The 22,794-nt window shown below is 69.7% G+C and carries 23 protein-coding genes; 13 read left to right on the top strand and 10 right to left on the bottom strand.

What is annotated here, in order from left to right; genetic code table 11:
- The first annotated feature begins 29 nt into the window (after window positions 1-29).
- A complete protein-coding gene (locus tag EL493_RS05875) occupies window positions 30-773 on the top strand; it encodes an alpha/beta fold hydrolase (RefSeq protein WP_030204178.1) in 744 nt (247 codons plus the stop codon).
- A gap of 50 nt (window positions 774-823) precedes the next feature.
- Here EL493_RS05875 and EL493_RS05880 read toward each other — a convergent pair whose 3' ends face one another.
- On the bottom strand, window positions 824-1,702 hold the full coding sequence (locus EL493_RS05880) for an HhH-GPD family protein (protein WP_019044680.1): 879 nt from the start codon (window positions 1,700-1,702) through the stop codon (window positions 824-826).
- 90 nt (window positions 1,703-1,792) lie between these two features.
- Here EL493_RS05880 and EL493_RS05885 point away from each other — a divergent pair, with 90 nt between their 5' ends.
- Together EL493_RS05885 and EL493_RS05890 are read left to right on the top strand one after the other, a co-directional pair.
- The gene (locus EL493_RS05885) at window positions 1,793-2,416 is read left to right on the top strand and encodes a carbonic anhydrase (protein WP_019044681.1); all 624 of its coding nucleotides are present in this window, start codon (window positions 1,793-1,795) and stop codon (window positions 2,414-2,416) included.
- 81 nt (window positions 2,417-2,497) lie between these two features.
- Window positions 2,498-3,184, top strand: a complete 687-nt coding sequence (locus EL493_RS05890; protein ID WP_019044682.1) for a hypothetical protein — start codon at window positions 2,498-2,500, stop codon at window positions 3,182-3,184.
- 179 nt (window positions 3,185-3,363) lie between these two features.
- Here the strand turns inward: EL493_RS05890 and radA are convergent, their stop codons facing one another.
- Complete coding sequence (gene radA, locus EL493_RS05895) at window positions 3,364-4,764, bottom strand: DNA repair protein RadA (protein ID WP_019044683.1); 1,401 nt, start codon at window positions 4,762-4,764, stop codon at window positions 3,364-3,366.
- A gap of 79 nt (window positions 4,765-4,843) precedes the next feature.
- On the bottom strand, window positions 4,844-5,566 hold the full coding sequence (locus EL493_RS05900) for a hypothetical protein (RefSeq protein WP_022566442.1): 723 nt from the start codon (window positions 5,564-5,566) through the stop codon (window positions 4,844-4,846).
- Between the two features lie 353 nt (window positions 5,567-5,919).
- Between EL493_RS05900 and carD the strand changes: the two genes are divergently transcribed.
- The 6 genes from carD to EL493_RS05930 all read left to right on the top strand — a co-directional run bounded on the left by carD (window position 5,920) and on the right by EL493_RS05930 (window position 10,450).
- A complete protein-coding gene (gene carD / locus EL493_RS05905; RefSeq protein WP_019044685.1) occupies window positions 5,920-6,408 on the top strand; it encodes an RNA polymerase-binding transcription factor CarD in 489 nt (162 codons plus the stop codon).
- 2 nt (window positions 6,409-6,410) lie between these two features.
- Window positions 6,411-7,145 (top strand): 2-C-methyl-D-erythritol 4-phosphate cytidylyltransferase, encoded by a 735-nt coding sequence (gene ispD / locus EL493_RS05910; protein ID WP_030204180.1) that lies wholly within the window; start codon window positions 6,411-6,413, stop codon window positions 7,143-7,145.
- Entirely contained in the window at window positions 7,142-7,615 is a 474-nt protein-coding gene (gene ispF, locus EL493_RS05915; RefSeq protein ID WP_030204182.1) for a 2-C-methyl-D-erythritol 2,4-cyclodiphosphate synthase, read from the top strand. The genes ispD and ispF overlap by 4 nt, the downstream gene beginning before the upstream one ends.
- A gap of 115 nt (window positions 7,616-7,730) precedes the next feature.
- A complete protein-coding gene (cysS, locus tag EL493_RS05920) occupies window positions 7,731-9,134 on the top strand; it encodes a cysteine--tRNA ligase (protein ID WP_019044688.1) in 1,404 nt (467 codons plus the stop codon).
- Window positions 9,134-10,120: a 23S rRNA (guanosine(2251)-2'-O)-methyltransferase RlmB gene (gene rlmB / locus EL493_RS05925; protein WP_022566441.1), complete on the top strand. Its 987-nt coding sequence runs from the start codon at window positions 9,134-9,136 to the stop codon at window positions 10,118-10,120. Before cysS ends, rlmB begins: the two co-directional genes overlap by 1 nt.
- 51 nt (window positions 10,121-10,171) lie before the next feature.
- Window positions 10,172-10,450, top strand: a complete 279-nt coding sequence (locus tag EL493_RS05930; protein ID WP_019044690.1) for a DUF4190 domain-containing protein — start codon at window positions 10,172-10,174, stop codon at window positions 10,448-10,450.
- A 4-nt stretch (window positions 10,451-10,454) separates the two neighbouring features.
- On the opposite strand, the gene EL493_RS05935 is transcribed toward EL493_RS05930, so the two are convergent.
- From EL493_RS05935 to EL493_RS05955, 5 genes are all read right to left on the bottom strand, one after another.
- Window positions 10,455-11,255: an enoyl-CoA hydratase/isomerase family protein gene (locus EL493_RS05935; protein WP_019044691.1), complete on the bottom strand. Its 801-nt coding sequence runs from the start codon at window positions 11,253-11,255 to the stop codon at window positions 10,455-10,457.
- A gap of 39 nt (window positions 11,256-11,294) precedes the next feature.
- On the bottom strand, window positions 11,295-12,467 hold the full coding sequence (locus EL493_RS05940; RefSeq protein ID WP_019044692.1) for an acyl-CoA dehydrogenase family protein: 1,173 nt from the start codon (window positions 12,465-12,467) through the stop codon (window positions 11,295-11,297).
- A gap of 64 nt (window positions 12,468-12,531) precedes the next feature.
- Window positions 12,532-13,398 (bottom strand): metal ABC transporter permease, encoded by an 867-nt coding sequence (locus tag EL493_RS05945; protein ID WP_019044693.1) that lies wholly within the window; start codon window positions 13,396-13,398, stop codon window positions 12,532-12,534.
- The gene (locus EL493_RS05950) at window positions 13,398-14,246 is read right to left on the bottom strand and encodes a metal ABC transporter ATP-binding protein (RefSeq protein ID WP_019044694.1); all 849 of its coding nucleotides are present in this window, start codon (window positions 14,244-14,246) and stop codon (window positions 13,398-13,400) included. The genes EL493_RS05945 and EL493_RS05950 overlap by 1 nt, the downstream gene beginning before the upstream one ends.
- A gap of 8 nt (window positions 14,247-14,254) precedes the next feature.
- On the bottom strand, window positions 14,255-15,115 hold the full coding sequence (locus EL493_RS05955) for a metal ABC transporter solute-binding protein, Zn/Mn family (protein ID WP_030204185.1): 861 nt from the start codon (window positions 15,113-15,115) through the stop codon (window positions 14,255-14,257).
- 203 nt (window positions 15,116-15,318) lie between these two features.
- Here EL493_RS05955 and EL493_RS05960 point away from each other — a divergent pair, with 203 nt between their 5' ends.
- From EL493_RS05960 to EL493_RS05970, 3 genes are all read left to right on the top strand, one after another.
- Complete coding sequence (locus EL493_RS05960) at window positions 15,319-15,522, top strand: type II toxin-antitoxin system VapB family antitoxin (RefSeq protein ID WP_019044696.1); 204 nt, start codon at window positions 15,319-15,321, stop codon at window positions 15,520-15,522.
- Complete coding sequence (locus EL493_RS05965; protein ID WP_019044697.1) at window positions 15,519-15,932, top strand: PIN domain nuclease; 414 nt, start codon at window positions 15,519-15,521, stop codon at window positions 15,930-15,932. Before EL493_RS05960 ends, EL493_RS05965 begins: the two co-directional genes overlap by 4 nt.
- Window positions 15,933-16,451: 519 nt before the next feature.
- Complete coding sequence (locus EL493_RS05970) at window positions 16,452-16,973, top strand: hypothetical protein (protein ID WP_022566437.1); 522 nt, start codon at window positions 16,452-16,454, stop codon at window positions 16,971-16,973.
- 87 nt (window positions 16,974-17,060) lie between these two features.
- Here EL493_RS05970 and otsB read toward each other — a convergent pair whose 3' ends face one another.
- Both otsB and kstR read right to left on the bottom strand, forming a co-directional pair.
- Window positions 17,061-19,631 (bottom strand): trehalose-phosphatase, encoded by a 2,571-nt coding sequence (otsB, locus tag EL493_RS05975; protein ID WP_030204188.1) that lies wholly within the window; start codon window positions 19,629-19,631, stop codon window positions 17,061-17,063.
- Between the two features lie 289 nt (window positions 19,632-19,920).
- Window positions 19,921-20,535, bottom strand: coding sequence for a cholesterol catabolism transcriptional regulator KstR (gene kstR, locus EL493_RS05980; RefSeq protein WP_019044699.1), 615 nt, complete (start codon window positions 20,533-20,535; stop codon window positions 19,921-19,923).
- Between the two features lie 124 nt (window positions 20,536-20,659).
- Between kstR and EL493_RS05985 the strand changes: the two genes are divergently transcribed.
- Entirely contained in the window at window positions 20,660-22,783 is a 2,124-nt protein-coding gene (locus tag EL493_RS05985) for an acyl-CoA dehydrogenase (protein WP_022566435.1), read from the top strand.
- The last annotated feature ends 11 nt before the right edge of the window (window positions 22,784-22,794 follow it).

The following is a 22,794-nucleotide window of genomic DNA, read 5'->3' on the forward strand; positions in this document are numbered from 1 at the left end:
ACAGCCCGGCCTGGGGCACAATCGGCAGGGTGTTGTACGACGAAGGCGGGACCGGCGTCCCGATCCTGCTGCTGCACGGGCTGATGGGCAGCGCGCGCACCTGGACCGATCAGCTGCCGTGGCTGCGCGAATACGGCCACCTCTACACCGTGGACGCCGCCGGGCACGGTCGCGTGCCGCCCGCCGAGCTCACCACCGAGGCGTTCGTCGCCGATCTGGCAGAGCTCACCGCCGGGATCACCGAGCCGATGGTGATCGTCGGGCACTCCATGGGCGCCATCCACGGCTGGGTCTTCGCCGCCACCCACCCCGACCGGGTGCGCGCCCTGGTGGTCGAGGACATCGCCCCCGATTTCACCGGCCGCACCGCCGCGCACTGGGCCGAGCTCATCCACTCCTGGCCCCAGCCCTTCGCCGACGAGCGGGCCGTCCTCGACTACTTCGGGCCGGTCGCGGGCCGGTATTTCCTGCGCGCGTTCACCGCAGGGCCCGACGGCTACCGCCTGCACGGTGAGGTGGACACCTTTCGCGCCATCTCCGAGGAGTGGGGCACCAGGGACTTCTGGACCGAGTGGAAGTCGCTCGAAATGCCGGTGCTGCTCCTCGAAGGCGAGCACACCATCACCCCGCCGGGGCAGATGCGGACCATGGCCGAGGTGCATCCCGACGCCGAGTACGTGCTCGTCGCCGGTGCGGCGCACCTGGTGCACGACGAAGCGCCCGAGGTGTACCGCGAACACGTCGGCCGGTTCCTGCGCGGCGTGCTGGGCTGACCGATTCGAGGCCGCGATCGGTGGCGCACCGGACGGGCTCGACCGCGTGCCTAACCCGCGGCCCCGCCTTCTCCGGCCAGCGCGAACAGGCCGTCCTCGGTCTGCTCGATCAACCCGTCGACCAGCAGCGAATCCAGCGCCCGCGCGCGCTGACCCGGGTCGCGGGTCCACGCCAGATCCAGGCGCCCCTGTTCCACCGGACCCGAGGCCGCGCGCAGCACGTCGAGGAGTCTGCCGCGGGCCTGCCGGTCGGTGCCCTCGTACTTCTGCACCTTGCGGACCACCTCGGCGGCGGGCTTGCCCGCCTCGACCCACGCGCAGGCCGGCAGCGGGCAGCGGGCGCAGTCGGGATTGCGGGCCGTGCAGACCAGCGCGCCCAGTTCCATGAGGGCCGCCGAGAACGTGGCGGCGCGCGGCACCGAGGTGGGCAGCAGCGCCTCGGTCTCGGCCAGGTCGCGCGACGACGGGTTGCCCGGCTCGCGGCCGTGCACGGCGCGCGCGACCACCCGGCGCACATTGGTGTCCACCACGGGAACTCGCTGGCCATAGGCGAAACAGGCCACCGCGCGGGCGGTATAGGCGCCGATACCGGGCAGGCCGAGCAGGACGTCGACGTCGGTGGGCACCACGTCGCCGTGGTCGGCGGCGAGCACCCGCGCGCACTCGTGCAGCCGCAGCGCCCGGCGCGGGTATCCGAGCTTGCCCCAGGCGCGCAGCACCTCGGCCTGCGAGGACGCCGCCATCGCCGACGGCACCGGCCAGCGCGCCACCCACTCCCGCCAGATCGGCTCGACCCGCACCACCGGGGTCTGCTGCAGCATGATCTCGCTCATCAGGATGTGCCATGCGGTGGCCTCGGGCCGCCGCCACGGCAGATCACGCGCCGTGTCGGTGAACCAATCCAGCAGGACGTCCGCGTCGATACTCACTGTTTCCGTTCCGCCTCGGCCAGGCCATCTTTGCCGACGCGTAACGCGGCGGACTCGCTGGTAACCCACAGCCTGTGCACAATGGTCGGTATGCCTGGTTCCAATCCGATAAGTGCCTGGAAGTCACTGCGCGAAGGCAATGAGCGCTTCGTCAGCGGCAACCTGCTGCATCCTAGCCAGGGCGCCGCCGACCGAGCCAAGCTCGTCAAGGGCCAGCACCCGCACGCCATTCTGTTCGGCTGCGGTGACTCCCGGGTGGCGGCTGAACTGATCTTCGACCAGGGCCTGGGCGACATGTTCGTCGTCCGTACCGCCGGTCACGTGGTCGACAGCTCGGTGCTCGGCTCGATCGAATACGGCGTCGAGGTGCTCAACGTGCCGCTGATCGTCGTCCTCGGTCACGACAGCTGCGGTGCCGTGAAGGCCACCATCGACGCCCTCGACGGCGGCGAGGTGCCCGGCGGCTTCATCCGCAGCGTGGTCGAGCGGGTCACCCCGTCGATCCTGGTCGGCCGGCGCGAGGGCCTCACCTCCATCGACGAGTTCGAGGCCAGGCACGTGGTGGAGACCAGCCGGCTGCTCATGCAGCGGTCGATGATCATCTCGCAGCGGGTGGCCACCGGCCAGCTGGCGATCGCGAGTGTCACCTACGCGCTCGAGGACGGACGGGTGCACCTGCGCCGCGTCGTCGGAAACATCGGTGAGATGTCCTGAACCGGGGGATAGTCCCGGTTCTGCCCCCGACACGCCGAGGTCATCGAGCACGCCTCCGCGCGGTGCGCTTACCGTTGAGGCGTGCTGGAACCGAATGGACCGCTGCCACCGGAGATCTACTGGCGTCGCCGTGCACTCGCCATCGGCGTCGTCATCGTCGCGCTGGCGGTCGTGATCTTGCTCGTCACCATGATCGCGCGGGGCGGCGACTCCTCCGGTGACACCGCCGCGGCGACGTCGAGCACGTCGGCCGCGGCCACGTCGACCTCGGCGGCGGGCAGCAGTAGCAGCGCCGCCGAGTCGAGCAGCGCGGCACCGAGCAGTTCGACCTCGGCTGCCGCCTCGGCGACCAGCGTCGCGGCCGAACCCCCGGCTCAGCCGTGCACCGACCAGTCGCTGGCGTTGAAGGTGTCCGTGGGGCAGCCGACCTACCGGGTGGGCGATCAGCCCGCGTTCGGCACCGTGATCACCAATATCTCCTCGGCGGCGTGCTCACGTGACCTCGGGCCCGGCCCGCAGTTCCTGGTGTACACGCTGGACGGCCAGCGGCGCCTGTGGGCGAGCAACGACTGCAATCCGGATGGACCGCCGGAAGTGAAGACCCTCAAGGCGGGCGAACAGCTGTCGTACAAGGGCACCTGGTTCGGCACCACCTCGCAGCCCAACTGCGAAGGCGACCGGCTGCAGGTTCCGGCGGGCGCGTACATGGTCGTGGCGCAACTCGGCGCGGTGCGCAGCGCCGCCGAACCGTTCAACCTGGCGGCATAGCCGCGGCGTATCACCGTCGTGGCGGCCGATCCGTCGATAGGTGTCGCGCATTGTGCGGGTGCGCTGTAGATCACATGGTCGAGTTCGGTCGATTTGCAGACTTCGCATGATCGGCCAGATCGTCAATGGTCGTTGCCGTGGAAATGGCCGATTTCGGCGAATTCCGGTGTTTGCCGGGGTTATTCCACGGCGACCGGTTCCTTGGCTGCGCGGGATTTGCGGAGTTGCGCCAATCGAAGTGCCGAACGCAGATCCCCGACCTCGTGGATACGCATCGAACCGATCTTGGTTTTCTCCGAACCGGGCGGCACCAGGGCCGTGGTGAACCCGAGCCGCTCGGCCTCGGCGAGCCGCCGGGAGAGCCCGGTGACCTTGCGGACCTCACCGGCCAGGCCGACCTCGCCGAGGATCACCCAGCCCGCGGGCAGCGCGATATCGGCCTCGGCCGAGGCGATGGCCAGGGCGATGGCGAGATCGGCCGTGGGCTCCACCAGGCGCATCCCGCCCACCGTGGCGGCGTAGACGTCGTGCTTGCCGAGGAACACCCGTCCGCGGCTCTGCAGCACCGCCAGCACCATGGCGACCCGGTTGTAGTCCAGCCCGCTGACAGCGCGGCGCGGCTGCGGTATCTCGGTCTTCACCGTGAGGCCCTGCACCTCGGCCACCAGCGGGCGCTTGCCGTCCATCGCCACGGTGACCGCGGTGCCGGGCACGGTGTCGGTGCGATGGTGCAGGAACAGGCCCGACGGATCGTCGACGCAGGCGATGCCGTCTTCGTGCAGCTCGAAGCAGCCCACCTCGTCGGCGCTGCCGAAGCGGTTCTTGATGCCGCGGATCATCCGCAGCGTGGAGTTCTTGTCGCCCTCGAACTGCAGCACCACGTCGACCAGATGCTCGAGCGTGCGCGGGCCGGCGACATTGCCGTCCTTGGTGACATGGCCGACCAGCAGCACCGCGATGCCGCTGGCCTTGGCCAGCGAGGTGAGCGCCGCCGTCACCGCGCGGACCTGGGTGACGCCGCCGATCACGCCGTCGACCTCGGGTGCCAGCATCGTCTGCACCGAGTCGACGACCAGCAGCGTCGGCCGCACCTGTTCCACGTGGCCGAGCACGATCGACAGATCCGATTCCGCCGCCAGATACACCCGGTCGTGCACGGCGCCGGTGCGGTCGGCGCGCAGGCGCACCTGCCCCGCCGACTCCTCGGCCGTCACATACAGCGAGGTCTCGCTGCGCTGCGCGGCCCAGCGGTGCGCGACCTCGAGCAGCAGAGTGGACTTGCCGACGCCGGGTTCCCCCGACAGCAGCACCACCGACCCTGGCACCACACCGCCGCCGAGCACCCGGTCCAGCTCGCTGACCCCCGTCGACCTCGCCTGGGTGACCTTCGCGTCGATCTGCGACAGCGGCGCCGCGGCCGTGCTCGGCAGCATCGCACGCCTGCCCGGCGCGGCGGCGGCCGCCGAGACGGCCACCTCGTTCACCGTGCCCCAGGCACCGCACTCCGGGCACTTACCCACCCATTTGGACACCTCGTGCGAGCACGAACTGCACCGGAAGACAGCTTTGGTCTTGGCCACGAGCGCACCCTACGCACCGGCTCCGACAAATAGGAAAAGCCGCCGCGAACACCGCGACGGCTCGTCCTCGGGACCGGAATCAGTGGCCGCCGGCGCCCTCGGGGGCCGGGCCGGACTTGTCGTTCTCGACGCGGTCGGCCTCGGCGGCGTCGACCGGGACCGACACCTGCACGGTGCCCGCGTCCTTGAAGTTGAAGGTGACGTTGTAGGTCAGGCCCGGGTAGATGGTCTTGCTCAGGCCGGTGATCTCGATGCTGCCCGGCTTGGCGGCCGGATCGATCGACGGGGTGTCGCCGGTGGCGGTCGCCGGGGCGCCCGTGGTGGTGGGCGAGGCGGACGTGGTCGGCGCGGCCGTGGTGGAGGTGGCGCCGTGGTGGTCGGCCTCCTCCGGCTTCTCGCCGGTGGCCTTGACCGGGCCCGCGACCACGGTCTGCTGCGGCTTCAGCACGAACTTGGCGTCGCCTGCCGGACCGGTCAGCTTGACGGTGCCCAGGTCGGTGGTGACGCTGGTCAGCTCGTCGGTGACGATCTCGCTGCCGTTGATGATCGACAGCGCGATGACGGCCTTGCCGCCCTTCTCGTGCTCGGCCGGGGCCGCGGGGTACACGATGTGCACGTTGCGCAGCGAGATGTCGCCCACGTTCGCGTGGTTGCCGTTGATCGCGGCGGCCTGCGACGAGGTCTGGGTGTGCTGGCCGGCACTGCAGCCGCTCAGGGCGATGCCCGCGGCAGCGGCGAGCGCGGCAACCGTCACCATGCGACGTCGCGCCGACGGGGCGGTCACAGCTTTCAGGGCAGTCACGGTTTGTCCTCCATGTCGACCGGGCTCACTCCGTTCCACACGGCGGATCGGAGGGTAGTAACTAGGCAGCGTAGTAGTTCGCTTCGCGCGCGTGGCGCCCGGGCTCGCGACGCGCGGGCACGGAAGTAACAGTTCGGTGTCCGGAGCGGGGTTGCCGGATCGATGCGGGGCAGGGCGGCTGTGCTCGCGGCTCGCTGTGCTGGTGGTTAACCCGTTCTGGCGCAATGGAATGCACAACAATTCGGCGTTGTCAACCCCTACGATGCCCTCGTTGTGGCCCTGACCTGCACAGTTGATCGCGCCGTTATCGAGTCGCATGTTAAACTGTGAACATCGAAAGGGGCACGGGACACATGATTTTTAAGGTCGGAGACACCGTCGTTTACCCCCACCACGGAGCGGCGCTGATCGAAGCAATCGAGACCCGCACCATCAAGGGTGTGCAGAAAGAGTATCTGGTCCTGAAGGTCGCGCAAGGCGACCTGACCGTTCGGGTTCCCGCAGAGAACGCCGAATATGTCGGCGTCCGGGACGTCGTCGGCCAGGAGGGTCTCGACCGCGTCTTCCAGGTGCTGCGCGCGCCACACACGGAGGAGCCGACCAACTGGTCCCGCCGTTACAAGGCCAACCTCGAGAAGCTCGCCTCCGGCGATGTGAACAAGGTGGCCGAAGTCGTGCGTGACCTGTGGCGTCGTGAGCAGGACCGCGGCCTGTCCGCCGGTGAGAAGCGCATGCTCGCCAAGGCTCGCCAGATCCTCGTCGGTGAGCTCGCGCTCGCCGAGGGCACCGACGACGGCAAGGCCGAATCGCTGCTCGACGAGGTCCTCGCCGCGGCTTCCTAGAAGTGCGACCTGTCGTAGCACTGGTCCCTGCCGCCGGTCGTGGCGTGCGCCTGGGTGAATCCACCCCGAAGGCGTTCGTCCCGGTCGGCGGCACACCTATGGTCCGGCTGGCGGTCGACGGGCTGATCGCGTCCGGTGCGGTGCACCGGGTGGTCGTCGTCGTACCCGCCGAACTGGTCGAAGCCGCGTCCGCTCTGCTGTCCACCACCTCACTGACCGGCGGTTCGATGCCCCCTGTGCCGGTGCAGGTCGTCGTTGGCGGCGCCGAGCGCACCGATTCGGTGCGCGCCGGGATCGCGGCCGCGCCCGACGCGGCGTTCTACCTCGTGCACGACGCCGCTCGCGCGCTCACTCCACCGGAGCTGATCGCGCGGGTGGCCGCCGAGCTGCAGGCGGGCAGTCGTGCGGTGGTCCCCGCGCTGCCCGTGGTCGACACCGTGAAATCGGTCGACGACCAGGGCGTCGTCACCGGCACGCCGGACCGCGCGCACCTGCGCGCCATCCAGACCCCCCAGGGCTTCGCCGCCGATCTGCTGCGCGAGGCCTACGCCACCGAGGTCGGCGCCACCGACGACGCCGGACTGGTCGAACGCCTCGGCGTCGCCGTCCGCACGGTGCCGGGCGACCCGCTGGCCTTCAAGATCACCACCCCGCTCGACCTGCGCCTGGCCGACGCCCTGCGCGCCGATCAGGCCGCCGTCGCCGCGCCACGTGCCGAAGAGGCGGTCGCGCGATGAGAGTCGGCATCGGCAGCGATGTGCACCCCATCGAACCCGGTCGTCCCTGCTGGATGGCCGGTCTGCTGTTCCCCGACGCCGACGGCTGCGCCGGCCATTCCGACGGTGACGTCGCCGCGCACGCCCTCTGCGACGCGCTGCTCTCCGCCGCGGGTCTCGGCGATGTCGGCGCCGTCTTCGGCGTCGGCCGTCCCGAATGGTCCGGTGTCACCGGCGCCGCCATGCTCACCGAGGTCCGCAGGCTGCTGGCCGAGGAGGGCTTCTCCGTTGTGAACGCCGCGGTGCAGGTCATCGGCAATCGGCCCAAGATCGGCCCGCGCCGCGTCGAGGCGCAGAAAGTACTCGGCGAATTACTTGACGCACCGGTCTCGGTGTCCGGTACGACCACCGACGGTCTCGGCCTGACCGGTCGCGGCGAGGGTGTCGCGGCCATCGCGACCTGTCTGCTGGCGGAGTGTCCGCAGCCCTGACGGGGCCGTAATTCCTCCGCCGCCGCAACGCCGTTTCGCATCCTCGGCGATTCCCCGTGAGCCACGAAGCGGCCGGTCATCATCACGCCCATCCCACCGACTAGGATCGAATGCCGTGACCTTGCGCCTTTTTGACACCGACACGCGGACCCTGCGGGAATTCACCCCGCTGGTCCCCGGCCGTGCCTCGGTGTATCTGTGTGGGGCCACCGTGCAGGGTCAGCCCCATATCGGGCACGTCCGCAGCGGCGTCGCGTTCGACGTGCTGCGCCGCTGGCTGCTGGCCCACGACTTCGACGTGCGGTTCATCCGCAATGTCACCGATATCGACGACAAGATCCTGAACAAGGCCGCCGAGGCGGGCCGCCCCTGGTGGGAATGGGCCGCCACGCACGAGCGCGCGTTCGACTCCGCCTACGAGATGCTCGGCGTGCTGCCGCCCTCGGCCGAACCGCGCGCCACCGGCCACATCACCCAGATGGTCGGGCTGATGGAGCGGCTGATCGAGCGCGGCCATGCCTACGCCGCCGACGGCGACGTCTACTTCGACGTGCTGAGCTGGCCCAACTACGGCGAGCTGTCCGGGCACAAACTCGACGACGTGCACCAGGGCGAGACGCCGACCCGCGGCAAGCGCGACCCGCGCGATTTCACGCTGTGGAAGTCGGCCAAGCCGGGCGAGCCGAGCTGGCCGTCGCCGTGGGGCCCCGGTCGCCCCGGCTGGCACCTGGAATGCTCGGCGATGGCCGAGTTCTATCTCGGCGCCGAATTCGATATCCACTGCGGTGGAATGGATTTGATTTTCCCGCACCACGAGAACGAGATCGCCCAGTCCAAGGCGGCCGGTGACGGTTTCGCGCGTTACTGGCTGCACAACGGCTGGGTGACCATGGGCGGCGAGAAGATGTCGAAGTCGCTCGGCAATGTGCTCTCGGTCCCGAATGTGCTCACCCGGGTCCGCGCGGTCGAATTGCGTTTCTATCTGGGCAGCGCGCATTACCGCTCGATGCTCGAATACTCCGACAAAGCGCTCGACGACGCGGTCGCGTCCTATCGGCGTATCGAGGCATTCGTGCATCGCGTGCTCGACCGCGTCGGCGAGGTCTCGGTCGGGAAATGGACCGACGGATTCGCGGCCGCGCTCGACGACGATCTGGCGGTTCCGAAGGCGCTGGCCGAAATCCACCACGTGGTGCACGAGGGCAATCGCGCGCTGGAGGCGGGCACGATCGAGACCGCGGCCGAAGCGGCCGGGCAGGTCAGGGCGATGCTCGGCATCCTCGGCGTCGACCCGCTCGACCCGCACTGGTACACCCCCGCCGACAATTCGGCGGCGCTCGACGCGCTCGACGTGCTGGTCCGGTCGGAGCTGGATCGCCGCGCGGGCGCGCGGGCGGAGAAGAACTGGGCAGAAGCCGATGCCGCACGGGATCGGCTCGTCGCAGCGGGTATCGAGGTCACCGATACCCCGCAGGGGCCGGAATGGTCGCTGGGCGCATCGAGCGGAAAGGCGAACTGATGGCAGGCAATTCACAGCGACGCGGAGCGATCAGGAAGGGCGGCACCAAGAAGGGCGCCGTCGTCGGTTCCGGTGGCAAGCGCCGCCGCGGGCTCGAGGGCAGGGGCGCGACCCCGCCCGCCGAGGCCCGCACCAAGCATCCCGCCGCCAAGCGGGCCGCGGCCGCCGCCAAAGCCAAAGCGGCGCAGCAGAATCGCCCCACCGGTAAGGCCGGGGTGCCGCGCGTCGGCCGCAAGTCCGACGACGGTCCCGAGCTGGTCCTCGGCCGCAACCCGGTGCTGGAGTGTCTGCGCGCCGACGTGCCCGCCACCGCGCTGTTCGTCGCGGTCGGTACCGAGAACGACGACCGTCTCTCCGAGAGCGTGCAGCGCGCCGCGGACATGGGCATCTCCATTCTCGAGGTGCCGCGGACCGATCTGGATCGGTTGAGCGCCAACGGTTTGCACCAGGGCGTGGCCCTGCAGGTCCCGCCGTACCGCTACGCGCACCCGGACGACCTGATCGACCGGGTGAAGACCTCCGGCGAGCCCGGCCTGCTGGTGGCGCTGGACAACATCTCCGATCCGCGCAACCTGGGCGCGGTCATCCGCTCGGTGGCCGCGTTCGGCGGGCAGGGCGTGGTGATCCCGCAGCGGCGCAGCGCGAGTGTCACCGCGGTGGCCTGGCGGACCAGCGCGGGCGCGGCGGCCCGGCTGCCCGTCGCCAGGGCGACCAACCTGACCCGCACCCTGAAGGACTGGGCGGCCCAGGGTTTCCAGATCGTCGGTCTCGACGCGGGCGGCGACACCAACCTCGACGAGTTCGACGGCAGTGTGCCGACGGTGGTCGTCGTCGGTTCCGAGGGCAAGGGCCTCTCGCGGCTGGTCCGGGAGAACTGCGACTCCATCCTGAGCATCCCGATGGCCGGTCCGGTCGAGTCGCTCAACGCCTCGGTCGCGGCCGGTGTCGTCCTGGCCGACATCGCCAGACAGCGCCGTCAGGGCTGATCTGCGCGGGGTTTCCGGGCAAATCGGCTCTGTCGCCGTAGAATTCGATGCGTGGCGATACCCAACCATCCGATCGGTGAGACGGTCGAGCACCCGCAGGCCAACCTGATCCTCGTGCTCGGGCTGCTCAGCCCGTTCTGCTGCGGGATCTTCGGGCCGATCGCGTGGGTGCTCGGCAAGCGGGCGCTCAACGAGATCGACGCGTCCTACGGTGCGCTCTCCGGGCGTTCCCAGGTGACCATCGGGTACATCGCGGGCATCATCGGCACCATCCTCATGGTGCTGTTCGCGATGCTGTACCTGGCCGGCTCCTGCAACGGGAACTTCTGAGGCGTCAGTCCAGGCTGGGGCGCTCCGCGTGGGCGTCCCAGGCGGGCCATTCCGCGCTGATGCTGCCCGTCCACTTGGGCTGCCTGCGCTCCTTGAACGCGGCCATCGCCTCGCCGCCGTCGACGCTCTTGGCCACATGCGCGTTGAGCTCGGATTCGAGCTGCCCGACCACGGCGGGCGTCATACCGAGGCCCTCCCAGATCAGCCGCTTGGTCAGTGCGACGGGCAGCGGCGCCGGTCCGTTGGCGATGTCGTGCGCGACCGCCATCGCGGTGGGCAGCACCTCGCCCGCGGGCAGGCTGGCGTTGGCCAGGCCCATCGACTTGGCCTCGTCACCGTCGAAGGTGCGGCCGGTCAGCATGATGTCGGCGGCGTTGGCCAGCCCGGCCAGGCGCGGCACCGTCCAGTGCGCGTAACCGTCGGCCAGCACGCCACGCCGTACCTGGCTGAGCCCGTAGACGGCGTCGCGGGCGAAATAGCGCAGATCGCACTGCAGGGCCAGCGCCAGCCCGATCCCCACCGCGTGGCCGTTGACGGCGGCGATCACCGGCTTGCGGACCTGCCACGGCGGCGGATCCAGGCTCACCTCGCCGTTCGCGCGGGCGGACAGGTCGGCGCCCGCGCAGAACGCGGGCGCGGTACCGGTGATCACCACGGCCCGGATCGCGTCCTCGCTGTCGCAACGGCGCAGCGCGGCGCTGAGCTCGGCCGCCATCGTCGGGGTGACGGCGTTCTGCTGCGCGGGGCGGTTGAGCGTGAGCACGGCGACTCCGGCAGAGACATCGACGAGCAGTTCCGAACTCATGGGATCGAATGGTACTAGCGGCGCCGACCCGCCGTTGCGTCACTCGCGCAGCAGGTGCCTGCCGATGGCGTACTTGTGCACTTCGGTGGGTCCGTCGTAGAGCCGGAACGCGCGCATGTCGCGGAACAGCATCTCCACGACGGTCTCGTCGCTGATCCCGATCCCGCCGAGCACCTGCACGCAGCGGTCGGTGACCTTGAACAGTTCCTCGGACACGTACGACTTGGCCATCGACGATTCGTGCCTGGCCTGCTGTCCCTGGTCCATCAGCCAGCAGCTGTGCCAGATGGTCAGCCTGCACTGGTGCAGCGCCACCTCGTTGTCGGCGAGCATGAACGACACGCCCTCGTGCTCACCGATCGGCTTGCCGAACGCGGTACGGGTGCGCGCGTAGTCGACGGCGATGCTCTGGGCCCGCTCGGCCGCGCCCAGCCAGCGCATGCAGTGCGTGAGCCGGGCCGGGGCCAGCCGCAGCTGGGCGTAGCGCAGTGCCTGGCCGGTGCGTCCCAGCACGGCCGAGGGCGGCAGGGTGAGGTTCTCGAACCGCACCACCGCGTGGCCGCCCACGTAGTTGCGGTCCATCGTGTTCATGATCCGCTCGATGACGATGCCCTCGGCGTCGCCGTCGGTGAGGAACAGGGTCGGGCCCGCGGGCAGGTGCGGGTTCTCGGCAAGGCGCGCCATGATGATCCAGGTCTTGGCCCCGTCGGCGCCGGTGATCAGCCATTTGCGCCCGTTCAGCACGAAGTTCTCGCCGTCGAACACCGCCTCGGTGCTCAGCTGACCGGGGTCGGAGCCCGCGCCGTCGGGTTCGGTCATCGCGAACACCGAGCGCTGCTCGCCGCGGATCACCGGCATCAGGTACCGGTCCACCTGGTCCGGGTCGGCGATCTTGCCGAGCAGGAACATGTTGCCCTCGTCGGGCGCAGCGCAGTTCATCGCGACCGGGCCCAGCGTCGACCAGCCCGCGGCCTCGTAGACCAGCGCCTGTTCGACATGCGAGAGCCCGAGCCCGCCGTACTCCACCGGCGCCTGCACGGTGAGCAGCTTCTCGGCCCTGGCCAGCTCGACCAGTTCGGCGCGTAGCTCGTCGGTGGGGCCGTGCGCGGTGAGCCGCGGATCGCGCTCGAACGGCACGATCTGCTCGGTGACGAACGCGCGAACCCGATCCCGCAGGGCGGCCAGATCATCCGGAACAGCGAAGTCGATCATGCTGTGTAGTCTGCTCGCCCGCGCGGCGGTTGGGGACGATTTCGGCCCCAAGTGGCACCAGAAATCAGCGAGCCGGTGCCAGCCTGCGATTGCGATGGCCGACGAACCGGCACACCAGGTAGATCGCGAACGAGATCGCGGTGACGAACGTCGACACCGGCACGCCCGGCGCCAGCGACAGCAACAGCCCGCCCACCGCGGCGACCTCGGCGAAGATCACCGACAGCACCGTGGCCCGCAGCGGGCTCGCGGTGACCTGCGCGGCGGCCGCGGCCGGGGTGATCAGCAGCGCGAGCACCAGCAGCGCGCCCACGATCTGCACGCCGAAGGCGGCGGTGATGCCGAGCAGCACGGCGAAGATCACCGACAGCGCCCGCACCGGCACCCCGCGCGCCACCGCCACCTCGGGGTCGGAGCTGGCGAACAGCAGCGGCCGGTAGACCACGGCCAGCACCGCGAGCACGGCCGCGGTGCAGGTGAGCAGCAGCGCCAGGCCGTCGTAGCCGACGCTGGCGACCTGCCCGGTGAGCAGCGAGAACTTCGACCCGGCCCGGTCCGGCGCCAGCCACAGGAACAGCACCGACAGGCCGAGCCCGAACGAGAGCACCACCGCGATCACCGAATCGCGTTCGCGCGCACGGGAACCGAGCCAGCCGAACAGCACCGCCGCGACCACCGACCCGGCGATCGCGCCGATCCCGACGCCGACACCGGCCAGCAGCGCCGCCGACGCGCCGGTCAGCGACAGCTCGCTGGTGCCGTGCACCGCGAACGACATCTGCCTGCTCACGATCAGCGGCCCGATCAGCCCGGCGAGCAGGCCGAGCAGCGCGCTCGCCAGCAGTGCCTGCTGCACGAAGTCGTAGGTGAGCAGATCGGCGGTGGTGCCCAGATCGAACATCTGGTGCAGCACCTTGTTCAGCTTGTCCATCAGGCGGTACCGCCCAGCGCGTCCATGTCGTCGCCGGTGCCGACCACCACGAGCCGATCGCGCACCCGCAGCACCTCGACATCGGTGCCGTACAGCTCCGAGAGCGTCGCCGAGGTCATCACCTCCTCGGGCGTGCCGATCCGGAAGGCGCCGTCGACCAGGTACAGCACCCGGTCGACCAGCGGCAGGATCGGATTGATCTCGTGGGTCACGAACAGCACCGCGGTGTCGTGTTCGCGGCGGCGCCGGTCGACGAGTTCGGCGACCAGCCGCTGATTGGCCAGGTCGAGGCTGAGCAGCGGTTCGTCGCACAGCAGCACCGCCGGATCGCCGACCAGCGCCTGCGCGACCCGCAGCCGCTGCTGCTCGCCACCGGACAGCAGTTCCAGCGGCTTGTCCGCGAAGTGCTGCGCGCCGACCGCGGCGACGGCCGCCTCGACCCGCGCCGTCCGCTCGGTGCGGCGGCGCCAGCCCAGGCCCCAGCGGTGCCCGTCGACGCCGAGCCCCACGAGATCCTTGCCGCGCAGCTGCACACCGGCGTCGATGGTCTTCTGCTGCGGGACATAGCCGATGCCGGGATTGCCGACGCCCGCCTGCTTGCCCGCCACCTGCGCGGTGCCCCCGCTCAGCGCGAGCGTGCCGAGCAGCACCCGCAGCAGCGAGGTCTTGCCGGAGCCGTTGGGTCCGAGGACCGCGATGAACTCGCCCGGTGCCACGTCGAGATCGAGGCCGCGCCACAGGGTGCGGTCGCCGAAGGACAGCGTGGCGCCGCGCAGCCGGATGGCGGCGTCGCCGGTGCCCGCCCGCGACAGCGCGGTGGGCAGTGCCGTTCCCTCGGTCGTCGACATGGCCGGCCTCAGCGCAGCGCCGCGGCGAGCGCCTTGGCGTTCGCGGTCTGCCACTGGACGTAATCGACACCGGCGGGCAGGGTCTCGGTCACCTCGACGACCGCGATGCCCGCGCCCTGCGCGGTGGCGCGCAGGTCCTGGGTGATCTTGTCCTGGGTCTGGGTGTTGTAGATCAGCGCCTTGACCTGCTTGCCGGTGAGCAGGTCGCGGGTGGCGGCGACGGCGGCGGGCGCCGGGTCGGTCTCCTGCTCGATCGCTTCCTGGAACTCGTGCGGGGTCTTGTCCTGCGCGGTCGCGGCCACCAGCAGGTAGTGCGCGAGCGGCTCGGACTGGGCGACCGGTGTGTTCGGGTGCTGGGTGGCGATGGTGCCGGTGATGGTGCTGACGCCGATCAGCTGGTTCTTGAAGGCGGTGGCGCGCTCGGTGTAGGCGGCGGCGTTGGCGCTGTCGATCTCGCCGAGCTGGGCGGCGATCCGGTCGGCGACCGCGGCGACGGTGGTCACGTCGTACCAGACGTGCTCGTTCTCGTCGCTCTTGTCGGCGCGCTGCTCGAACGCCTCGACGGTCCGCTTGTCCTTGCCGTCGATGGCCTTCTCGATGAACTCGTCGTAGTGCCCGCCGTTGAACACGACCAGATCGGCGTCGCTGATCGCGGCGGTATCGGTGGCCGAGGTCTCGAACGAGTGCGGATCGGCGGCGGGATCACTGATGATCGAGGTCACCCGCACATCCGGCCCGGCGACCGCGGTGGCGATGGAACCCCACACATTGGTGGAGGCCACGACGGACACCCCGTCCGCGTCATCGGAACCACCACACGCGGTGAGCACGACAGCCGCCGCCACTCCCACCGTGAGTCCGGCACACATGCGGGCGAATCGACTGTTCACGCGGTACTCCTGGCCAGACTCGATCAGGCACCCCCCACTGTGCCCTGGATCATAATGGAAATCGTTACCGTTTTAGATTAGCAGTTCGTCCGCTGATCAACTATCTCGGCCGGGAACTCGCCCGATTGATATACTGGGGCAAGAATTTGATATCAACCGGAGAGGTTTCGATGGCTCGTACCGTGATCGATCTGGACGACGAGGCTCTGGCGGAGGCGGCTCGCTACCTGGGCACCACGACGAAGCGGGAGACCGTGAACGCGGCTCTGCGCGAGATCGTCGACCGTCGGCGGCGAGCAGCCGCGATCGCCCGGATGCGCGACATGGTCGCGGCCGGTGAGATCGACTTCGATGGCGAAGGCCGTCGCCGCGGCTCCGCGGCGTGACCGAGCGCTATCTGGCGGACACCAGCGCCCTGGTCCGGTTCTTTCGTGGCCAGACAGGGGCGGAATGGGATCAAGCCGTCAGTTCCGGTCTGGTCGGGGTCTGCGAACCCGTCCGCCAGGAGTACCTGCGTGCCGTCGGCGGACGCCCGGCCTATTACGAGGCCGCGGGCCTGCTCCACGAGATCTTCCCCTACTTCACGGTGCCGGACTCCTGTTGGACCGAGTCGGCCGCATTACAAGAGCGCCTCGCGGACGCCAGCCGACACCAAAGTGCCGGCCCGGTGGATCTGCTCGTCGCCGTCACCGCGACCCACCACAAACTGACCGTCCTCCACGCCGACCTCGACTACGAGGCCATCGCGACCCTGACCGGCCAGCCGGTCCGCCGCATCGACAAACCGGCGGGCTGAGAGCGGTACCCGACTGCGCCTGCCCGGATGTGCCCGCGGCCAGAACACCGAAAAGCCGGGCTCGAAATCCGAGCCAGACTTCTCGAGACAGGTAGCCCCGCCGATGAGCCGGTATGCCTCCGTCAATCAGACAGCGCCCAGGGAACTCCCTCTCGCCGGGCAGGCCGCTGTCATGGTTGTAGCGGTAGAGCATTGTGCCACTGTGTAATTCGGGCTCACTCGCGCTGAAATGCGAGGTCGCCCAGACAGATCCACCCGCGATAGCATCAGGGACTATGAGCACCCCAGGGGGAGAGAACGGGGCCATGTCGGTGGTCCCCGCCAGTGTCCGTGACGTCGGCAACTACGTCTACGATCTCGCTGACACCTTGGGCCAGGTACTCGACGTTGCCAGCGGTGAAGTCGAATCCTGTGCCGGCGGGAGCTGGGCAGGTGCCGCAGCGAGCGCCTTCGCAACCGGATGGTCCGAGACCTACACCCACCGGCTCGGGAGCCCTGTATGACATTTTCAGCGCATCGGTGACCAGCCGGTACACAGTGGGTGCTCGCGGGCGCAAGATTGCGATTTTGGGTTCCGGCATTGCGGCGTGCGCGATAGCCGCTGTGGCCATCGTCCGGGTGGAAATGTCCAACGATGGGCCTACCGAGGCTGTGCAACTGGTGGACGCGGCGACTGTCGCTGGTTTCACGCGCACAGCCATAGTGGAAGTACCCGACGCTTATACGTCCGGTGCAGCAGCCTATTTCGTTGGACCTGCACCGAGGCCGGATGTCCTCGCCGCGGTATCCATACCAACGATGTCGCTCACGGCTTCGCAGCCTCGAGTGGACGTCCCCGGTGTGGCCGACCGGAGTGTTGTGGTAGCGCGGGGTTCCCGACCGGATGTCGATGATGAGTGTGGTGCGTCGGTCGCTCTTCTGACTCCCTCGACAACGGAGCCGAGTGACCCGAAGTGGAACCTCACGCAGGAACAGTTCAATGGCGTAGCAACGAAATCCCTGATTCTCATCAAGATCTCGGTCTACAACTGTCGATTTTGAATTTGCGGCCACCGCTACGGCTCCGCGCCGACTGAGGCAACCTCGAAGCCGGGCTCGGGGACCGAGCCCGGCTTCGACGCACGGCACCTACACCAGGACATCCGCCGGTTGGCTGAGGAGCTGGGCGCAGCGCAGGAGGCCGAGGTGGCTGTAGGCCTGGGGGTGGTTGCCCAGGGAGCGTTCGGCGACCGGGTCGTACTCCTCGCTGAGCAGGCCGGTGGGGCCGGCTGCGGCGACGAGCTGGGCGAACAGGGCTTCGGCGTCCGAGCGCCTGCCGATCAGCAGGTAGGCCTCGACCAGCCAGGCCGCGCAGAGGTGGAAGCCACCTTCGCCGCCGGGCAGGCCGTCGTCGTGGTGGTAGCGATACACCGTCGCGCCGCTGCGCAATTCGGCCTCGGTGGCGACGACCGTGGCCTCGAAACGCGGGTCGGCCGGGTCGATCAGGCCGCTGAGCCCGATGTGCAGGGTGGCGGCGTCGAGGTCGGTGCCGTCGTAGGCGGCGGTGTAGGACTGCACCTCCTCGTTCCAGCCCTTCGCCTTCACCTCCTCGGCGATGGTGTCGCGCAGCGTGGCCCACTCGGGATCGGCGGGCCGGTCGAACCGCGCGGCCAGGGTGAGCGCGCGGTCGATGGTCAGCCAGCCCATCACCTTGGAGTACACGTGGTGGCGCGGGTTGCCGCGGATCTCCCAGATGCCGTGGTCGGGCTCGGTCCAGCGCCGCTGCACCGCCGAGACCATGGCGTGCACCAGTTCCCAGTCGGCGTCGGGCAGCGCCTTGGCCGCCGCGGTGATGCCCTGACGTTCCCGCTCGTGCGCCATCGTGGTGATCAGGTCCACGATCGGCCCGAACACGTCGAGCTGCACCTGCATGTTGGCCGCGTTGCCCACGCGCACCGGCCGTGAGCCCGCGTAACCGGGCAGCAGGTCGATGACGGCCTCGGGCGGCAGGGTCTCGCCGTAGATCGTGTACAGCGGGTGCAGCCGCTCGGGGCCGGGGATCGTGTCCAGCACCCGGTGCACCCAGCCGAGGAACTCCTCGGCCTCGGTCAGCGAACCGAGGGTCACCAGCGCCTGCGCGGTCAGCGAGGCGTCGCGCAGCCAGCAGTAGCGGTAGTCCCAGTTGCGCACGCCGCCGATGTCCTCGGGCAGCGAGGTCGTCGCCGCGGCCAGGATCGAACCGGAGGGGCGGTGCACCAGCCCGCGCAGGGTCAGCGCGGAGCGCTTCATCAGGTCGGGCTTGAGCGGCGGCAGCTGCAGCCCGGCCGCCCACTGCGACCAGTACTGCTCGGCCAGCTGACGGCGCTGGTGTTCCGGCGTCATCGACGGCGCCAGATCGGCCGTACCGCAGCGCAATTCGAGCACCACCGGCGCGCCGGACGGGTCGACCACCGCGCGCGCCTGCTCGTAGGTGCCGTCGGAGAGGATCTCCCATTCGACACCAGGGGAGCGCAGCACCATCGGATCGTTGGTGCCGCTGACCCGAAGTCCGTTGGGCACGGCCTCGATTCGCACCGGCACCTGGCCGAATTCCGGCCGGGGCGCGAAGGTCACGACGGCCTTCGCGTCACCGGTGATCACCCGGGTCAGGTCGGTGCGGTCGGGCGCCACGTCGTGCGGCAGGTAATCGGTGACCTGCAAACTGGCCCAGCGGGTTTGGACGGTCATGGTGCCGTCCACATACCGCTGCGACAGCGGCAGGCCCGCGCGCTCGGGCGCCACGGTGAAGTGGCCGGCGCCCGCGCCGCCGAGCAGGTGCGCGAACACCGCGGCCGAATCGGGTTCGGGGTGGCAGAACCAGGTGACGGTGGCGTCCGGGGTGAGCAGCGCCACCGAGCGCGGGCTCGACAGCATGCTCAGCCGCTCGATCCGCGGCGCGCTCGCGCCCGCCAGCCAGGTGCGGCGCTCCTCCACCAGGAACGCCAGCGCCCGCGCCACGTCCTCGGTGGACTCCACGCGCAGCTTGGCCAGGCTCTCACCGTCGCCGACCTTGATCCCCACATCGGGACCGGACAGCACCCGGAAAGCCTTCTCGTCGGTGACGTCGTCGCCGAAGAAGACCGCCGCGGAGGCGCTCTCCTGGTGCCGGATGGTGTCGAGCGCGGTGCCCTTGTCGGTCGGGATCACCGCGAGTTCGATGACGGCCTTGCCTTCGGTCACCTGGACGCCGACCCAGCAGGCCGGGCCCTGGCGCACCGAATTCAGTGCGCGCCTGCCGATCTCGGGGCTGGCGTTGCGCACGTGCAGTGCCGCGCTGGCCGGTTTGGTCTCGACGGTCACACCGGGGTTCTCGGCCGCGATCCGCGCGAAGGCGGTCTGGATCTCGGCGAGCAGTTGCTTGGCGTCGTTGTCGATCGCGTGCACGAAGCCCACATCGAACTCCGAGCCGTGGCTGCCGATCAGCTGGACCTCGACCGGCAGGCGCGACAGCGCCGCCAGATCACGTAGGGCCCGACCGGAAATCACCGCGGCGGTCGTGTTCGCCAACCCCGCGAGCGCGCGTAAGGCGCTGACCGATTCCCGTTGGGGAAAGGCCTTCGCGGGGTCGGACACGATCGGGGCAATCGTCCCGTCATAGTCCGAGGCAACCAAGAGCCGTGGCACGCGCGCAACCGACGCCAGTGCACGGCGGACTTCCAAGGGCAGATCCTGTGCGCTCACGCATCCAACCTAGTGATCGGAGGAGTTGATCAGGGGGCGCGAAAAACAATACTGCGTCAATTCTGGCGCGCAGACGGCGCGGCGGGTTGTGCGGTCGGTTTCTCGCAAATCCCGGGCCATTGCCGATCGCTATCGATCGCCGCGGCCGGGGTCATCGGGCGCGCGGATGCTTCGGGACGGTCTGTCGCCCCGGTAGATGCATCCTTTCGCATATGCGACGTCGGCCATGCATCCTTCCACTGGAAGGCGCACGGCCGACGCGTGTCAACAGCTGTGGGGGATTTGTGGTCTATCCGCGATCGCCCAGCAACAGGTCGACGGTGAGCTCGAGTCGTTCTGTGACGTCGGTCGCCGACGCCCGCCGGGTCAGCCAGGCGACCAGGTTCGACAGCCACACATCGGAGATGACCCTGGCGATGGCGAGCTGGCGCTCGTCGGGCTCGCCGTCGCTCATCGCGCGGGCGAAGACCCGGTCCATGACCTTGCCGACCCGATCCACCTCGGCCGCCGCCGAGGCGTCGGCGAACATGAACGCGCGGGTCATCGCCTCGGTGAGCAGCGGGTCGCGCTGCATCATCCGGGTGATCTGGGTGAGCAGGCCGTGCATGCGCTCGGACGGACCGTCGCCGGGTAGGGGGCGGCGCTTGCCCTCGAACTGCTCGAACTCCCTGGCCAGGGCCGAGACGAGCAGGTGCACCTTGGACGGGAAGTAGCGATACAGGGTGCCGACGGCCACGTCGGCGCGCTCGGCCACCGCGCGCATCTGGACGGCGTCGTAGCCGCCCTTGGACGCCAGGGCCAGGGTCGCGTCGAGGATGCGCTTGCGGCGCTCCCGCTGCGCGTTGGAACTCAGCTCGTCCTCGGACAGTGTGGTCACGGTGGGCGTGGGGGCCGGGCTGTCCATCGGGGAAACCTTTCGCTGAGTGCGCCTGAAACGTCAGCCAGTGTAGGTCTCTTGACTTACACCCGGCCCGGATATTAGAACATGTTCTAGGAGTGGGAGCCACGCCGGAAGGGCGGTTTTTCTTGTGACCATCGCCACCACTGACGAGCATAAAGCCGCCGCGGAGTCGCTGCGGGGCTGGGCGAGTTCGGTCGCGCCGATTGCAACAATGCGGGCCGGCGGCGCCGGTAGCTGGCGCCAGTACTGGCCCGCGCTGACCGAGTTCGGCCTGTTCGAGGTCGCGCTCGACGAAGAGCACGGTGGCCTGGGCGGCAGCGTCGCCGACCTGGCCGTGCTGCTGGAACAGACCGCCGACGATCTGGTCGGCGGGCCGGTGCTGGCTACCGCGCTGGCCGGCCTGATCACGCAGGGCGCTGTGACCGAAGGCACACCCTGCGGCATCGCTGTGCCCACCGAGGAGCTCACCGCCAAGGCCGCGGGCACCGACGACGGCTGGATCGTCACGGGCACCTGGGACCACGTCTACGGCGCCGACACCGACACCCAGGTGCTGGTGCCCGCCAACACCGTCGACGGCACCCGCTGGCTGCTCATCCCGGCCGACGCGGTCGCCATCGAGCCGCTGGCCGCCGCCGACCACACCGTGCCGCTGGCCCGCGTCACCGCCACCGAGGTGCCGGTCGCGGCCGCGCGTGGCTTCGATCCCGCCGCCGATGTCACCGACCTGTTCGTCGCCCTCGCGGTGGCCGAACTGGCGGGCATCGCGGGCTGGTGCCTGCGCACCGCGGTCGAATACGCCAAGGTTCGTGAGCAATTCGGCAAGCCGATCGGCAGTTTCCAGGCGGTCAAGCACATCTGCGCCTGGATGCTGTGCCGCACCGAGCTGATCCGCGCCGTCGCCGCCGACGCGGCCGCCGCGATCGACGAGGGCGGCGCCGAGCTGCCCATCGCGGCCGCGGTCGCCGCCGCCGCCGCGCTCGACGCCGCGGTCGACACCGCCAAGGACGCCGTCCAGGTGCTCGGCGGCATCGGCTTCACCTGGGAACACGACGCGCACTTCTACCTGCGCCGGGCGAGCTCGCTGCGGCAGCTGCTCGGTGGTTCCGCGCGCTGGCGGGCCAGGGTCACCGAGCTGACCAGGGCCGGGCAGCGCCGCACCACCGGCGCCGAGCGCGTGCTGGGCGACGCGGCGGGTGATTCCGCGCTGAGCGCCGAGGTCGCCGCCATCGCCGCGCTGGACCCGGCGCAGCGGCAGCGCGCACTGGTCGAGGGCGGCTTCGTGATGCCGCACTGGCCGAAACCGTATGGGCGCGAAGCCGATCCGATGACCTGCCTGCAGATCGCCGAACAGCTGCGCCGCGCCGACCTCACCACCCCCGACCTGGCCGTCGCGGGCTGGGCCGTGCCCACCCTGCTGCGGTTCGGCACCGAGGCGCAGATCGAGCGCTACGTCTGGCCGACGCTGCACGGCGAGGTGATCTGGTGTCAGCTGTTCAGCGAGCCGGGCGCCGGCTCGGACCTGGCGGCGCTGCGCACCACCGCCGAGAAGGTCGACGGCGGCTGGGTGCTGCGCGGCCAGAAGGTGTGGACCTCGCTGGGCTCGGAGGCGAACTGGGGCATCTGCCTGGCGCGCACCGATCCGGCCGCGGCCAAGCACCGCGGGATCAGCTACTTCCTGGTCGACATGCGCGCGGCCGGCGTACAGGTGCGCCCGCTGGTGACCATCACCGGCGAGGCCCGCTTCAGCGAGGTCTTCCTCGACGAGGTGTTCGTCCCGGACGACTGCCTGGTCGGCGCGGTGAACAACGGCTGGAAGATCGCGCGCACCACGCTCTCGGCCGAGCGGGTCGCCATGGGCGGCGGCGGTATCGGCGGCGCGCTGGAGGCGCTGCTCGACCGTTTCCCGCCCGGTGGATGGGGAACAGAACTGCGCGAGGACCGCTTCGGTGACCTCATCACCTCGTCGATTGCTGGCTCGTTGCTGGAACAGCGGATCGCCGTGGCGACGATGGCCGGAGTCGACGCGGGCGCCCAGGCGAGCGTCCGCAAACTCGTCGGTGTCCGGCACCGGCAGGACCTGGCCGAGTACACCCTGGAACTTTCCGGTCAGGAAGGTTCCCTGGAAGACGAAGCCCTGAAAGAATTCTTGCTCACACGCTGTCTCTCCATCGCGGGCGGTACCGAGCAGATCCTGTTGACCGTGGCCGCCGAGCGGATTCTCGGCATGCCGCGCGATGCGGACAGTTAGCTCGATGAGGG

Source organism: Nocardia asteroides (genome assembly GCF_900637185.1).
Classification (GTDB): Bacteria; Actinomycetota; Actinomycetes; order Mycobacteriales; family Mycobacteriaceae; genus Nocardia; species Nocardia asteroides.